We start from the raw sequence: 13,390 nt of genomic DNA, 5'->3' as shown, positions 1-13,390 counted from the left end.
GATCACGCCTTGCTCTGTTCCATCAGGGCCACGAAACGGTCAAACAGCGGGCCCACGTCGGTCGGGCCCGGCGAGGCTTCCGGATGGCCCTGGAACGAGAACGCCGGCACGTCGGTGCGGGCCACGCCCTGGTTGGTGCCGTCGAACAGCGAACGGTGGGTCACCCGCAGGGTCGCCGGCAGGGTCGCTTCATCGATGGCGAAACCGTGGTTCTGCGAGGTGATCATCACCCGGCCGTTGTCCAGGTCCTGCACCGGGTGGTTGGCGCCGTGGTGGCCGTGGCCCATCTTCATGGTCTTGGCGCCCGAGGCCAGGCCCAGCAGCTGGTGGCCCAGGCAGATGCCGAAGGTCGGGATCTTCACGTCGATGAAGCTCTTGATCGCTTCGATGGCGTAGTCGCACGGTTCCGGGTCACCCGGGCCGTTGGACAGGAACACGCCGTCCGGCTTCAGCGCCAGCACGTCGGCCGCCGGGGTCTGCGCCGGCACCACGGTCACTTCGCAGCCGCGCTCGGCCAGCATGCGCAGGATGTTGGTCTTCACGCCGAAGTCGTAGGCCACGACCTTGAACCGGGCCGGCACGCTGACGAACGCGTTGGCGTCCAGGTCCAGCTGGCCTTCGGTCCAGGTGTAGGTCTTTTCGGTGGTGACCACCTTGGCCAGGTCCATGCCCTTCAGGCCCGGGAACTTGCGGGCGGCTTCCAGCGCCTTCTCCACGTCGATGTCACCGGCCATCAGCGCACCGTTCTGTGCGCCCTTCTCGCGCAGGATGCGGGTCAGCTTGCGGGTGTCGATGCCGGCGATGGCGACCACGCCGCGCTGGATCAGCCAGTCCTGCAGCGACACCTGGCTGCGCCAGTTGCTGGGACGGCGCGGCACATCGCGCACGATCAGGCCGGCCGACCACACCTTGGACGCTTCATTGTCCTGGTCGGTCATGCCGGTGTTACCGATATGCGGATAGGTCAACGTGACCATCTGCCGGGCGTAGGACGGATCGGTCAGCACTTCCTGATAGCCGGTCATGGCGGTGTTGAACACCACCTCACCGACGGACAGGCCGGGCGCGCCTACGGATTCGCCCTCGAATACGGTGCCGTCTTCGAGGACGAGGATTGCGGCTTGGGTCACGGAATTCTCACTTTGGCTACCGAAGGGGGGCCGAAGTCACGCCTGCGCTTCACGGAAATCCGGTTGCAAAAAAGCGCGGACGTACGGTCTGGGACCGGTCCGGCTTTCGTGATTCGGCGAGTGCGAATTGTAGCGCCGCCGGGCCGCTGGCGCCAGCGCTTATATCGCTTTATGAACAGGCGATTGCGTATTCATTTCAATCCGGCAGCGTATGCGGGCCATCTGCGGTAGCACCGGGCCATGCCCGGCGGAACTGACGAGGCCGCCGGGCATGGCCCGGCGCTACCGGTTAACGGGGTCCGTCCAGCAGGTCGCGCACGCGGTAGCTGCCCGGCGCCCGGCCCTGCAGCTGGCGGGCGGCGAACAGCGCGCCGCGGGCGAAGATGTCGCGGTTGGTGGCCCGATGCACCAGTTCGATGCGCTCACCCAGGCCGGTGAACTGCACCAGGTGCTCGCCGACGATGTCGCCGGCACGCAGGCTGGCGTAATGCGGCTGCGCCCCGCCCCGCTGCGCCGCTGCGCCCAGGGTCAGCGCCGTGCCCGAGGGCGCGTCCTTCTTCTGCGTGTGGTGCGATTCAACGATGTCGCAGTCCCAGCCGGCCAGCGCCTGCCCTGCCCGCTCCACCAGCTCGTCCAGCACCGCCACGCCCAAGCTGAAGTTGGAGGCCCAGACCAGCGGAATCTGCGTGGCCGCAGCGTCAAGCGCCTGCCGCTGCGCGCTGGAAATGCCGGTGGTGCCCGACACCAGCCCGGCCCCGCGCTGCACGCACAGCGCCAGCATGGCGTCGAAGCCTTCCGGCAGGCTGAAATCAATGGCCACATCGAAGGCAGGCGCACCTGCCAGCTCACTGGCGGCGAAGAACGGCACGCCATCCACCACCCGTTGCGCCGGTGCGCGACCGGTGACGGCGGCAACGATCTGCAGCGCTTCAGGATGTTCGGCGGCCAAGCGCAACAAGGCCTGGCCCATGCGCCCGGAAGCGCCATGGATGAGCAATCGCAAGGGGGTCTGGTTCATGCAGGAAGGCTAGCGGCAGCGCCCCGACCCGTCCAGTAGATCCACGCCACGCGTGGATGCATTTCGAAATGCGTGCGAACAGCAGTCGAGCAAGCTCGACTCTACCGCTTCGTGGGGCCGCAGCTGTCGCAGCCGCCACAGGCACCACCGCCACCGCTGGCCGGCGGCGCGATCTTCCGCCCCAGCGCCTGCATCCAGCCCGGGCGTCCCGGCTTCAGCAACGCCAGCGCCACGCGGCCGCGCAGCTTGCGCGCCGCGCCCGGGAACTGCTTCTTCAGCACCACCCACGCACTGACCAGCACGGCCAGCGCGATGATGAGGTACTGGATCAGCAGCCCGGCGGTCATCAGCCACCCCCCAGCGCCACGGTCACCTGGTAGGTGATCAGCGCCGCCACGTAGGCCGCAGCGAACAGGTACACGGTGGCAAAGCCCATCTGCCTCCATGAATTGGTTTCGCGCTTGATGGTGGCCAGGGTGGAAATGCACATGGGCGCGTAGATGAACCACACCAGCAGCGACAGACCGGTGGCCAGCGACCAGCCGTCGCTCAGCAGCGGGGTCAGCGCCTGCGCCGCGGCATCGTCATCGGCGGCCGACAGCGCATACACGGTGGCCAGCGAAGACACCGCCACTTCGCGCGCGGCCATGCCCGGGATCAGCGCGATGCAGATCTGCCAGTTGAAGCCCAGCGGCGAGAAGATGGCGGTCATCGCATGGCCGATCTGCCCGGCGAAGCTGTAATCGATGGCCGGCATGGTCGCCCCTTCCGGCGCGCCGGGGAACGACAGCAGGAACCACAGCAGCACGGTCAGGGCCAGGATGATGCCGCCCACGCGCTTGAGGAAGATCATGGCGCGCTCGTACAGGCCCACGGCCAGGTCGCGCGGGTGCGGAATGCGGTAGGAAGGCAGTTCCAGCAGCAGCGGATGCTCGCTCTTGTCGCGGCGCCACTTCTTCATCACCCACGACATCACCAGCGCGCTTAGGATGCCGGCCACGTACAGGCCGAACAACACCAGGCCCTGCTGGTTGAAGATGCCGACCTTGCCCTCGGGGATGAAGGCGCCGATCAGCAGCGCGTACACCGGCAGGCGCGCCGAGCAGGTCATCAGCGGCGCCACCAGGATGGTGGCCAGGCGGTCACGCGGGTCCTGGATGCTGCGGGTGGCCATGATGCCGGGCACGGCGCAGGCGAAGCTGGACAGCAGCGGGATGAACGAGCGGCCGGACAGTCCGGCGGCGGCCATCATGCGGTCCAGCAGGAACGCCGCGCGCGGCAGGTAGCCGGACTCTTCCAGGGCCAGGATGAAGGCGAACAGGATCAGGATCTGCGGCAGGAACACCACCACCCCGCCCACACCGGCAATGATGCCGTCGGTCAGCAGGCTGGTCAGCGGCCCGGCCGGCAGCGCGCCGGCGGCCAGTTCGCCCAGCCAGGCGAACCCGGCTTCAATGCCATCCATGAGCGGGGTCGCCCAGGCAAACACTGCCTGGAAGATCAGGAACATCACCACCACCAGGGTGGCCAGCCCGAACACCGGGTGCAGCAGCCAGCGGTCCAGGGTGTCATCGATTTTCGCGGTGCGCGCGGGCATGCGCACGGCTGCCGACAGGATCTGGCGCACCTTGGCGTGGTAATCGATGCCGCCTTCCACGCCGGTCAGCGGCGCATCCAGGTGCGGCACCATGGCATCCAGCCGCTCGACCAGCGCGCGCGCGCCCTGCTTGCGCACCGCCACGGTTTCCACCACCGGCACGCCGATCTCGCGCTCCAGCGCGGCCACATCGATCTGGATGCCACGGCGCTGCGCGGCATCGACCATGTTCAGCGCGATCACCATCGGCTTGCCCAGCTCGCGCAGTTCCAGCGCGAAGCGCAGGTGCAGGCGCAGGTTGGTGGCGTCGATCACGCACAGCAGCACGTCCGGCGCGGCCTCGCCCGGGTAGAAACCCCGGCACAGGTCGCGGGTGATCGCTTCATCCAGGCTGGCCGGCTGCAGGCTGTAGGCGCCGGGCAGGTCGAGCACGGCGAACTCGCGGCCGGACGGCGCGCGCAGGCGGCCCTCCTTCCTCTCGACGGTGACGCCGGTGTAGTTGGCCACCTTCTGCCGGCTGCCGGTCAGCTGGTTGAACAGCGCAGTCTTGCCGCTGTTGGGATTACCAACCAGCGCGATGCGCAGCGGGGTGGCGGAGGCGTTGCTGGTCATGCACGGCTTTCCTGGCGGGCGGCATCGATCACGACGCGCTTGGCTTCAGAGATACGCAGGGCGAAACGGGTGAAGCCGACCTGCACCAGCAGCGGCTCGCCCCCCACCGGGCCCTTGGCCACCAGACGCACCTCCTCGCCCTTGACGAAGCCCAGCTCGCGCAGGCGGCGGGCAATGGCATCGTTGGCGTGCAGGTCCTGCACGAAATCGACCACGGCCGGGGTGTGCAGGGGCAGTTCGGACAGCGTCATCTAGCGCGTTCTCTGCTGGATGTAAATGGTTCTCGATTCTAACATTCCCGCGTCGCGTCATGGCCCATGACCAATGGCCCGCTATGATCCATACAGGTATGAAGTGACCCTGGATTTCCATGAACGATGCTTTGCAGATCGAGCGCACCGGCGCCACCCTGACCCTCTGGCTTAACCGGCCGACCCTGCACAACGCCTTCGACGCCGGGCTGATCGCCCAGCTGACCGAGGCGCTGGAGGCGGCCGGCCGCGATGACGGGGTTCGGGTGGTGGTGCTGGCCGGCCATGGCGCCTCGTTCTCGGCCGGCGCCGACCTGCAGTGGATGCGCGGCATGGCCGCGGCCAGCGAAGCGGAAAACCGCGACGACGCCCTGGCCCTGGCACGGCTGATGCGCACCCTGGACGAGCTGCCCAAGCCAACCCTGGCGCGGGTGCATGGCGCCGCCTTCGGTGGCGGGGTGGGCCTGGTGGCCTGCTGCGATATTGCCATTGCCAGCACCAGCGCCCGCTTCGGCCTGACCGAAAGCCGGCTGGGCCTGCTGCCGGCGGTCATTTCGCCCTACGTGATCCACGCCATCGGCGCTCGCCAGGCGCGGCGCTGGTTCGCCACCGGCGAGCACTTCGACGCCGACACCGCCCTGCGCATCGGCCTGGTCCACCAGCTGGTGGAACCGGACCGCCTGGACGACGCCCTGCAGCGCCAGCTGGCCCTGCTGGACAAGGCCGGCCCGATCGCCGCCGCGTCGGCCAAGCAGCTGGTCCGCCAGGTCTGCGACAGCCGCGACCGCGACCGCCTGGACCACGACAATGCCAGCCTGATCGCCCGCCTGCGGGTGTCGGCCGAAGGCCAGGAGGGCCTGGGCGCCTTCCTGGACAAACGTGCGCCACACTGGGTCACCGAAGCCTGAGCTGTTTCCTGCACGCTACCCACACCGCGTGGCCGGTCATATGGGCTGCCTGCGTATCCCCTCTGGCAGCCGGAACCACCGGCCGCCCCGTTTCCCCAGGACCCGACGTGATCCGATTCCCGCTGCCCTGCCCCGCTGCTGCCGATGACACCTGCCCTGCGCTGGGCGCTGCCGGGGCACGCGCATGAACGATTTCGTACGCATCGTCGAAGTCGGCCCGCGTGACGGGCTGCAGAACGAACAGCAGGCCGTGTCCACGGCCGACAAGATCGCTCTGATCGATCGCCTGTCGGCCACCGGCCTGCGCACCATCGAGGCCACCAGCTTCGTCAGCCCGCGCTGGATACCGCAGCTGGCCGATGCCACCGAGGTCTTCACCGGCATCAGCCGCCGCCCCGGCGTGGCCTACCCGGTACTGGTGCCCAACGAGCAGGGCTACGACCGCGCGGTGGCTGCGGGCGCACAGGAAGTGGCGGTGTTCACTGCCGCATCGGAAACCTTCAACCGCAAGAACACCAATGCCGGCATCGATGAATCGCTGGCCCGCTTCCAGCCGATCCTGCGCCGCGCCCTGGTCGACGGCGTGCGCGTGCGCGGCTACGTGTCCACCGTGCTCGGCTGCCCCTACCAGGGCGAGGTACCGCTGGCCGACGTGGTCTGGGTGGCCCGTGCACTGCACCGCATGGGCTGCTACGAAATCTCGCTGGGCGACACCATCGGCGTCGGCACCCCGCACAAGGCCCGCGCCATGCTGCAGGCGGTAGCCGCCGAAATTCCCATGTCCGCGCTGGCCGTGCACTTCCACGATACCTATGGCCAGGCCATCGCCAACATCGCCACCTGCCTGGAAGAAGGCGTGCGCGTGGTCGACAGCGCGGTGTCCGGCGCCGGCGGCTGCCCCTATGCCAAGGGTGCCAGCGGCAACGTGGCCAGCGAAGACGTGGTCTACCTGCTGCGCGGCCTGGGCCTGGAAAGCGGGGTGGATCTGGATGCGCTGGCCGCCACCGGCCGCTGGCTGGCCGGGCTGCTGGGCCGCACCACGGCCAGCCGCACCGGCCAGGCATTGGCGGCCACATGACCGCCCGCGGCCCGCGCGACCGTCCGGCCCTCGGCGAACCTACCGCCGCAACCGACGTCGCCCTGGCCGCACTGGACAGCGCGCTGGCAGCCACCCCGCCGCCCGCACAGGCTGCACTGCTGAAACACGCTCGCCAGGCCCTGCTGGACGAGCGCCAGCGCGCCCAGGACCATCAATCGCGCTACACCGCCCTGTTCGACGCCGTGCCCGACCCGGTCAGCATCCTCAGTGCCGAAAGCGTGGTGCTGGATGTGAACCGGGCCGGCATCCAGGCCTATGACCGGCCGCGCGAGGCCATCGTCGGCCAGCCGATCGAACTGCTGAACCCGGACCTGCCCAGCGACCATCTGGAACCGGTCTGGGAAGCACTGAACCGCGGCGACACCTACGTCATCGAAGTGACCAACATGCGCGGTGACGGCAGCCGCTTCCCGGTGGAAGTGCACTCGGCCGGCTTCAGCGACGGCGGCGAGCGCTGCATCGTGGCGGTGGCGCGCGACCTCAGTGGCCGCTGGCGCGCCGAATCGCGCTACCGGCTGCTGATGGAATCGATCGACAAGGGCGTGATCCTGTTTGATCGCAACCTCAACGCCCTGTCGGCCAACCCGGCCGCGCACCGCATCCTGGGCCTGGCCGGCGATGGCACCGGCCTGAATTCGCTGCTGGACCCCGAAGCGTGGATCGTGGTGGACGAACACGGCCAGCCGCTGCCGACCGCCATGTGGCCGACCAACCGCTGCTTCCAGGCCGGGCGGGTGATCCGCAGCACCGTGATCGGCCTGTACCACCGCCCGCGCGGGCGCATGTTGTGGCTGTCGTGCACCAACGTGCCAGTGTTCAGCAGTGGCTGCGACGAGGCCGGACATGTGTATGCGATGTTCAGCGACATCACCGAACTGAAGCGCAACAGCCTGCTGTTCTCGCGCGCGCAGTCGCTGGCCCATATCGGCGGCTGGGAATGGGACCGCGGCCTGCAGCGCCTGTACCTGACCGACGAGGCCCGCCACATCGTCGGCCAGCCCACCGACGTGCAGGACATGCCCGACCTGCTGGACTGCCTGCGCAGCGATGATCGCGCCGCCCTGCAGCAGGCCCTGGCCGACACCATCGATCACCGCAGCAGCTTCGGCCTGGAACTGCAGGGGCAGCGCCGCGATGGCCATTCGTTCTGGATCCGCATGATCGGCGAGGTCTCTACCGGCGATGTCGATGCCGCGCGCATCGCCGGCACCCTGCAGGACATCACCGAGCGCAAGCAGGCCGAGGAAACCCTGCGCGTGCAGGCGCGCACCGATCCGCTGACCGGCATCATGAACCGCGATGCGGTACTGAGCGACCTGGACGTGCGCATGGCTAGCCCCGGCCACGACCGGGTGGCGGTGCTGTACATCGACCTGGACCGCTTCAAGGTGGTCAACGACCTGCTGGGGCACAACGCCGGCGACGAGCTGCTGATCGAAGCCACCCAGCGCATCGCCCGCGCGATCGGCACCGAGGGCCTGCTGGCACGGTTTGGCGGCGATGAATTTCTGGTCATCTGCGATCTGCGCGACCAGCCCGACCAGGCCGAACAACTGGCCGAGCGCATCATCACCGCCTTCGTGCCGCCCTTCCAGATGGGCAGCGACGAGTTCCCGGTGACGGCCAGCATCGGCATTGCCTGTGCCCCGCAGGATGGCGACCGACCGCAACAGCTCATCCAGAATGCCGACACCGCCATGTACGAGTGCAAGCGCCGCACCCGCAACGGCTGGCAGGTGTTTTCGCAGGAACTGGCCGAGCGCCAGAACGACCGCCTGCAGATCGAAAGCCGCCTGCACAAGGCGCTGGACGGCGACGAGTTCCGCCTGGTCTACCAGCCCCAGGTAAACCTGCGCACCGGCGCGACCATCGGCTGCGAGGCGCTGATGCGCTGGCAGAACAGCCAGCTGGGGGAAATGCGCCCGGACCTGTTCATCCGCCATGCCGAACACACTGGCGACATCGTGCGCATCGGTCACTGGGCCCTGCGCGAGGCCTGCCGCCAGGTGCGGCAGTGGCGCGACGACGGCCTGGGCGTGTTGCGGGTGGCGGTGAACGTGTCCTACCGCCAGTTCACCGGTGACGACCTGGCGCGCAACGTGCGCAGCCTGCTGGACGAGTTCGAACTGCCCGGTACCGCGCTGGAACTGGAATTCACCGAGCGGGTGCTGATCGAAGACGCACCCGATACCCTGCGCACCTTCGCCCGCCTGCGCGAGATGGGGGTGATGCTGACCATCGACGATTTCGGCGAAGGCTACAGCGCACTGAACTACCTGCGCCGGCTGCCGATCCATGGTCTCAAGCTCAGCCAGCTGTTCGTGGAAGGCATTCCACGCAACCGCTCGGACGTGGCGGTGTGCGAGGCGGTCTGCGCGATCGCCCGCAGCCTGGGCCTGGGCGTGGTGGCCGAAGGCGTGGAAAACGAGGCCCAGCGGCAGTGCCTGCTCGACCTGGGCGTGACCGTCGGCCAGGGCTTCCTGTTCGCCCACGGCCTGGAGCCAGGCGAGTTCGAGCGCCACCTGGCCCGGTAGGTACCAACCTTGGTTGGCACGATTCCCCGCCTGGTAGGTGCCAACCTTGGTTGGCACGATTCCCCGCCTGGTAGGTGCCAACCTTGGTTGGCACGATTCCCCGCCCGGGAGGTGCCAACCTTGGTTGGCACGATTCCCCGCTTGGTAGGTGCCAACCCTGGTTGGCACTGCTGGAACAGTCGAGCAAGCTCGACTCTACGTAAACCGCCGATCCCACCCGCCTTTGCAGCACCGCACAACAGCGCACGCCGCACCTTCCGTTAGAATCGGCGGTTCTTGAACCTGCAGGACCGTGCAATGCAGCTGTCTTCCGTACGTGCCGTGATCACTGGCGGCGTTTCCGGCCTGGGCCTGGCCGTGGCCGAACACCTGGTCGCCCACGGCGGCAAGGTCGCCCTGTTCGATCTGAACGACGACAAGGGTCCGGCCGCGGTCGCCGCGCTGGGCGCCGACAAGGCCCGCTACTTCAACGTCAATGTCAGCGACGAAGCGGCCGTGGCCGCCGCCATCGACCAGGCACACGACTTCCTGGGCGGGCTGAACCTGGCCATGAACTGCGCCGGCATCCTCGGTGCCGGCCGCGTGCTGGGCAAGGAGGCACCGATGCCGCTGGCCAACTTCCAGGGCACGGTCATGGTCAACCTGGTGGGCAGCTTCAACGTGGCCAAGGCCGCCGCCAACCGCATGCAGCACAACCCGGCCGGCGATGACGGCGAACGCGGCCTGATCATCAACACCGCCAGCGTGGCCGCCTACGAAGGCCAGATCGGCCAGGCCGCCTACTCGGCCAGCAAGGGCGGCGTGGTCGCCATGACTCTGCCGATGGCCCGCGAACTGTCGCGCTTCGGCATCCGGGTGAACACCATCGCCCCCGGCGTGTTCTGGACGCCCATGGTGGACGGCATGCCCGAGGCCGTGCAGCAGTCGCTGGCCGCCTCGATCCCGTTCCCCTCGCGCCTGGGCAAGCCGGAAGACTTCGCCAGCTTGGTCGGCCACATCATCGGCAACACCTACCTCAACGGCGAGACCATCCGCCTGGACGGCGCTACCCGCCTCGCTCCGAAGTGATTCCCCCGGGCGCCGGGATGGCGCCCTCCCCCAACCGACCTAGAACACCATGAAAGCCAACGACATCAAGAAGGGCAACGTCGTCGAGTACAACAACGGCGTGTACCAGATCCGCGACATCGAACGCAGCTCGCCGCAGGGCCGCGGCGGCAACGTGCGCTTCCGTTTCATCATGTACAGCGTGCCGGGCGGCAACAAGCTCGATGCCAGCTTCGATGCCGATGACAACCTGGTCGAAGTGGAACTGCTGCGTCGCCAGTCCACCTATTCGTACAAGGATGGCGATGCTTTTGTGTTCCTGGATGACGAGGACTACACCCCGTACACCCTGGATGCCGATGTGATCGGCGACGACGCCGGCTACATCACCGACGGCCTGAACGGCATCTACGTGCAGGTGATCGACGAACTGCCGGTGGCGATCCAGCTGCCGCAGAACGTGACCCTGGAAGTGGTGGAAACCCCGCCGGAACTGAAGGGCGGCACCGCCACCAAGCGCCCGAAGCCGGCCAAGCTGAATACCGGCCTGGAAATCATGGTGCCGGAATACATCAGCAACGGCGAGCGCGTGCTGGTGAACACCACCACCGGCGAATTCGCCGGCCGCGCCGACTGAAAGCCCTGCGCCGGGCATGGCCCGGCGCTACCGCTGTTCGTTTCGCCGGGCATGCCCGCGCGGGGCGGCTGTTCGTTGCGTCGGGCATGCCCGCGCGTCACCGCTGTTCGTAGAGTCGAGCTTGCTCGACTGCTCTTGCGGCAGAAGCAGTCGAGCAAGCTCGACTCTACGAAGCGGAGAAAGCCGTCGAGCAAGCTCGACGCTACGGGGCGGGCGCGGCGAAGCGTCCGCAGCCGTGATACTGCCGGGTGCCCACGGTCAGCATGGCGGTGGCGTCGAAATCCTGCCCGCTCATGTCGTCCTGGCAGGCCGTGCGCTGGAAGCTGAGCTTGATATCGGTGCCATCGGCAGCCTTGCCCACCCAGCCATCGGCACCTTCGGTAGGCGCCGGCACGTGGAAACGGCGCTGGCCGTAATCCACTTCAATCTGCAGACCCGGTGCCGGTCCGCCGACAACGGCCAACCAACCCGGCTCATTGCCGGTCGCGCGGAAAACAGGCTCGCTGCCGGCAGTCGTGCCCGATGCGGGCGCTTGCGGGGAGGCACTGGAGGTGGGCCGCGCCGGCTGGCACGCGGCCAGCACGGCGGCGAGGGAGACGGCCATCAAGGCGGAAACTGCACGCATGGCGTGGCTCCTTGTCGCAACTACAGGAGTCCTGACCCTACCATCGCGCTGTAAACGGGCACTGAAACCCGCCCCCGTACTCTGACACACGGTTCAGGCAGGGTCACCCGCCGCTGCGGCCTGCTCGCGCAGGCGGGTAGACAACACGGCCAGGTTGGCATCGATCGCATCCATCTGCTGGCGCGGCTTCGGCGGCAGCTGCGCGCGCAACTGCAGGCGCAGCGCTTGCCAGGCCGGCACCGACTGCGCACTGGCCTGCGCGACCTCGTGCGCCAGCGCGGCCTGCTCCTCGTCCAGTGGCAACCCGTAGCCCTGCCCCGGCAGCAGCGCACCCGGACGCAGCCACTGCCCGCTCTGCTGCAGCAGGCTGCGCAGATCCGCGGTGGCGGCACTGTCAGGTGCCGCCATCAACCGCCGCTTCAGCACGTCGCGCGCGCGCAGCTCGGCCCGGCGCTGCGCCGCTTGTTCCAGCAACAGCAGGGCGGCGGTGGCGCGCATGTCACCGCGCTGCAGCCAGGGCCCACGCTGTTCCGGCGCAAGCTTCAACCAGCCCGACACCGTGTGCGCCGGCAGATCGAGCTGCGTGGCCGCCACCGCGAACAACTGCTGGTAATGGTCGCGAGCCGATGCGAAGTAGTAGCCCTGCGCCTGCGCCGATGCGCGGTCGGCCAGTACCGTTTCATCCAACGCCTGCAAGCGCACCAGGCGCTTGCGCAGACCGCGCGGCGTCAGTTGCGCCAGGCCCGCCTGGCCCAGGCGTGGCACGCCGGCCTGCAGCAGCTTGGCCGTTTCCACCGCGCAGTTGTTGCTGACGAAGAAATAGCGGCCGTCGTAGCTCCAGTGCACCTGCGCGGTCCGTTCCAGCAGACTGGCGATCTCGCCGCGGTCCAGCTGCAGCGGCAGTGACTGCAGGCCGCGCAGCTCCACCTTGGTGTACTCGTCCACCACCTGCTGCAACGGCAGCACGAACAGGCGCGAGGGGTAGCCGCCGGTCAGCCCGCGCCAGTTGGAAATCTGCACATCCCCCACGAACGCGCGGAACGACAGCACGCGGTGGTAGGCCAGATCCAGACGGCAATCTGGGCCAGGCGCGCGGCCCGGGCGACAGATCACCAGGCGCAGCATGCTGTGGCCCCAGCGGCTCATCGGCTGCGCACTGCCCTCGGCAAACAGATAGTCCACTGCATACACCCGCGCCGGGTCCAGGCGCAGCAGCGAGGCCGCACCCTCTTCATCGTCGGCCTGCAGCAGCGGCAGCTGCACCGGGCACTGCGGTTCGGGCAGCGACGGCGGCGTACCGAAGTGGGCGCGGTACCACTGCGCCAACGCCGGGCGGCGGCAACCGTAATCTGCATCCAGCACGAAGTGTTCGGCGTTTACCGCCAGATACTCGGCCGCGCTGTGGCGCTCGTAGGCATCCGGGCTGCGATCGGTGAACGCGTTGTCACCCCGCCCCAGGTGCCAGGGCCGCCGCTGCCAGCCGGCCAGGTCTCGCCAACGCGCGCTGCGTGACCATTGCCCGTCCGCGCGATCGGCCACGTGCACCAGCTCGTGCACCAGCGCACTGCGCCGCGCGCGGCGTGCGCCCGGCGCGCCGTCATCCAGCAGCGCGCGACGCAGCGCGATGCCGCCGGCGAACGCACGGCCATGCACGTCCGACGGCAGGTCGGTACGCCAGCCCACCCGCACCTGCTCTGGCAGTGCCTGCAGCAGACCGGCGGGCAGCAGGGCCTGCACATCGTCCAGGGTCTGCTGCGCGCTGTGCTGTTGCGCGGCGGTCAGTCCGGCCGGGTCGAGCTGCAGGCGCTCGGCGGCCTGCGCGGCCGGCGCCACCAACCACGCCATCACGGCAATCCCGACCGCTACCGCAGCGCGCCACGGTAGCGGCGGGGCCGGCCCCGCCCCCCCCCCCCCCCCCCAACCCCCCAATGG

11 protein-coding genes and 1 pseudogene are annotated in these 13,390 nt (G+C 68.6%); 5 read left to right on the top strand and 7 right to left on the bottom strand.

All coding sequences use genetic code 11. The annotated features are described in order from the left end of the window. Nucleotides 1-2 precede the first annotated feature (2 nt). The 5 genes from carA to IAE58_RS11720 all read right to left on the bottom strand — a co-directional run bounded on the left by carA (nucleotide 3) and on the right by IAE58_RS11720 (nucleotide 4,608). On the bottom strand, nucleotides 3-1,130 hold the full coding sequence (gene carA / locus IAE58_RS11740) for a glutamine-hydrolyzing carbamoyl-phosphate synthase small subunit (RefSeq protein ID WP_199933770.1): 1,128 nt from the start codon (nucleotides 1,128-1,130) through the stop codon (nucleotides 3-5). 289 nt (nucleotides 1,131-1,419) lie between these two features. Beyond that, complete coding sequence (locus tag IAE58_RS11735; RefSeq protein WP_233614920.1) at nucleotides 1,420-2,100, bottom strand: 4-hydroxy-tetrahydrodipicolinate reductase; 681 nt, start codon at nucleotides 2,098-2,100, stop codon at nucleotides 1,420-1,422. 149 nt (nucleotides 2,101-2,249) lie between these two features. Next, nucleotides 2,250-2,495, bottom strand: coding sequence for a DUF6587 family protein (locus tag IAE58_RS11730; RefSeq protein ID WP_108752976.1), 246 nt, complete (start codon nucleotides 2,493-2,495; stop codon nucleotides 2,250-2,252). Continuing rightward, nucleotides 2,495-4,357, bottom strand: a complete 1,863-nt coding sequence (gene feoB, locus IAE58_RS11725) for a ferrous iron transport protein B (RefSeq protein WP_199933772.1) — start codon at nucleotides 4,355-4,357, stop codon at nucleotides 2,495-2,497. Before feoB ends, IAE58_RS11730 begins: the two co-directional genes overlap by 1 nt. Beyond that, nucleotides 4,354-4,608 (bottom strand): FeoA family protein, encoded by a 255-nt coding sequence (locus tag IAE58_RS11720; RefSeq protein ID WP_199933773.1) that lies wholly within the window; start codon nucleotides 4,606-4,608, stop codon nucleotides 4,354-4,356. The genes feoB and IAE58_RS11720 overlap by 4 nt, the downstream gene beginning before the upstream one ends. 119 nt (nucleotides 4,609-4,727) lie before the next feature. Between IAE58_RS11720 and IAE58_RS11715 the strand changes: the two genes are divergently transcribed. The 5 genes from IAE58_RS11715 (at nucleotide 4,728) to yeiP (ending at nucleotide 10,833) form a co-directional block, all read left to right on the top strand. Beyond that, nucleotides 4,728-5,516 carry an enoyl-CoA hydratase/isomerase family protein gene (locus IAE58_RS11715; protein ID WP_199933774.1) on the top strand — a complete coding sequence of 263 codons (789 nt, stop codon included), beginning with the start codon at nucleotides 4,728-4,730 and terminating at the stop codon, nucleotides 5,514-5,516. Nucleotides 5,517-5,700: 184 nt separating this feature from the next. Next, entirely contained in the window at nucleotides 5,701-6,594 is an 894-nt protein-coding gene (locus tag IAE58_RS11710) for a hydroxymethylglutaryl-CoA lyase (RefSeq protein ID WP_199933775.1), read from the top strand. Then, on the top strand, nucleotides 6,591-9,149 hold the full coding sequence (locus IAE58_RS11705; RefSeq protein WP_199933776.1) for an EAL domain-containing protein: 2,559 nt from the start codon (nucleotides 6,591-6,593) through the stop codon (nucleotides 9,147-9,149). The genes IAE58_RS11710 and IAE58_RS11705 overlap by 4 nt, the downstream gene beginning before the upstream one ends. A gap of 297 nt (nucleotides 9,150-9,446) precedes the next feature. Further along, nucleotides 9,447-10,217 carry an SDR family NAD(P)-dependent oxidoreductase gene (locus IAE58_RS11700; RefSeq protein WP_199933777.1) on the top strand — a complete coding sequence of 257 codons (771 nt, stop codon included), beginning with the start codon at nucleotides 9,447-9,449 and terminating at the stop codon, nucleotides 10,215-10,217. A gap of 49 nt (nucleotides 10,218-10,266) precedes the next feature. Next, nucleotides 10,267-10,833: an elongation factor P-like protein YeiP gene (gene yeiP / locus IAE58_RS11695; protein ID WP_108749488.1), complete on the top strand. Its 567-nt coding sequence runs from the start codon at nucleotides 10,267-10,269 to the stop codon at nucleotides 10,831-10,833. A gap of 202 nt (nucleotides 10,834-11,035) precedes the next feature. Here the strand turns inward: yeiP and IAE58_RS11690 are convergent. Together IAE58_RS11690 and IAE58_RS11685 are read right to left on the bottom strand one after the other, a co-directional pair. Beyond that, a pseudogene (locus IAE58_RS11690) lies at nucleotides 11,036-11,326 on the bottom strand (hypothetical protein); the annotation flags it as partial. Nucleotides 11,327-11,551: 225 nt separating this feature from the next. Further along, nucleotides 11,552-13,303, bottom strand: coding sequence for a DUF4105 domain-containing protein (locus IAE58_RS11685; protein WP_199933779.1), 1,752 nt, complete (start codon nucleotides 13,301-13,303; stop codon nucleotides 11,552-11,554). Nucleotides 13,304-13,390 lie beyond the last annotated feature (87 nt).

The sequence above is a fragment of the Stenotrophomonas sp. S49 genome, from assembly GCF_016624905.1.
Lineage (GTDB): Bacteria > Pseudomonadota > Gammaproteobacteria > Xanthomonadales > Xanthomonadaceae > Stenotrophomonas.
This window is presented reverse-complemented; position numbering and strand designations above follow the sequence as displayed.

Excerpts from the sequence above, each read along its gene's own strand:
- IAE58_RS11705 (WP_199933776.1), top strand. The coding sequence starts at position 6,591 with ATGACCGCCCGCGGCCCGCGCGACCGTCCGGCCCTCGGCGAACCTACC.
- IAE58_RS11720 (WP_199933773.1), bottom strand. The coding sequence starts at position 4,608 with ATGACGCTGTCCGAACTGCCCCTGCACACCCCGGCCGTGGTCGATTTC.
- IAE58_RS11715 (WP_199933774.1), top strand. The coding sequence starts at position 4,728 with ATGAACGATGCTTTGCAGATCGAGCGCACCGGCGCCACCCTGACCCTC.
- IAE58_RS11730 (WP_108752976.1), bottom strand. The coding sequence starts at position 2,495 with ATGACCGCCGGGCTGCTGATCCAGTACCTCATCATCGCGCTGGCCGTG.
- IAE58_RS11685 (WP_199933779.1), bottom strand. The coding sequence starts at position 13,303 with ATGGCGTGGTTGGTGGCGCCGGCCGCGCAGGCCGCCGAGCGCCTGCAG.
- yeiP (WP_108749488.1), top strand. The coding sequence starts at position 10,267 with ATGAAAGCCAACGACATCAAGAAGGGCAACGTCGTCGAGTACAACAAC.
- IAE58_RS11710 (WP_199933775.1), top strand. The coding sequence starts at position 5,701 with ATGAACGATTTCGTACGCATCGTCGAAGTCGGCCCGCGTGACGGGCTG.
- IAE58_RS11735 (WP_233614920.1), bottom strand. The coding sequence starts at position 2,100 with ATGGGCCAGGCCTTGTTGCGCTTGGCCGCCGAACATCCTGAAGCGCTG.
- feoB (WP_199933772.1), bottom strand. The coding sequence starts at position 4,357 with ATGACCAGCAACGCCTCCGCCACCCCGCTGCGCATCGCGCTGGTTGGT.
- IAE58_RS11700 (WP_199933777.1), top strand. The coding sequence starts at position 9,447 with ATGCAGCTGTCTTCCGTACGTGCCGTGATCACTGGCGGCGTTTCCGGC.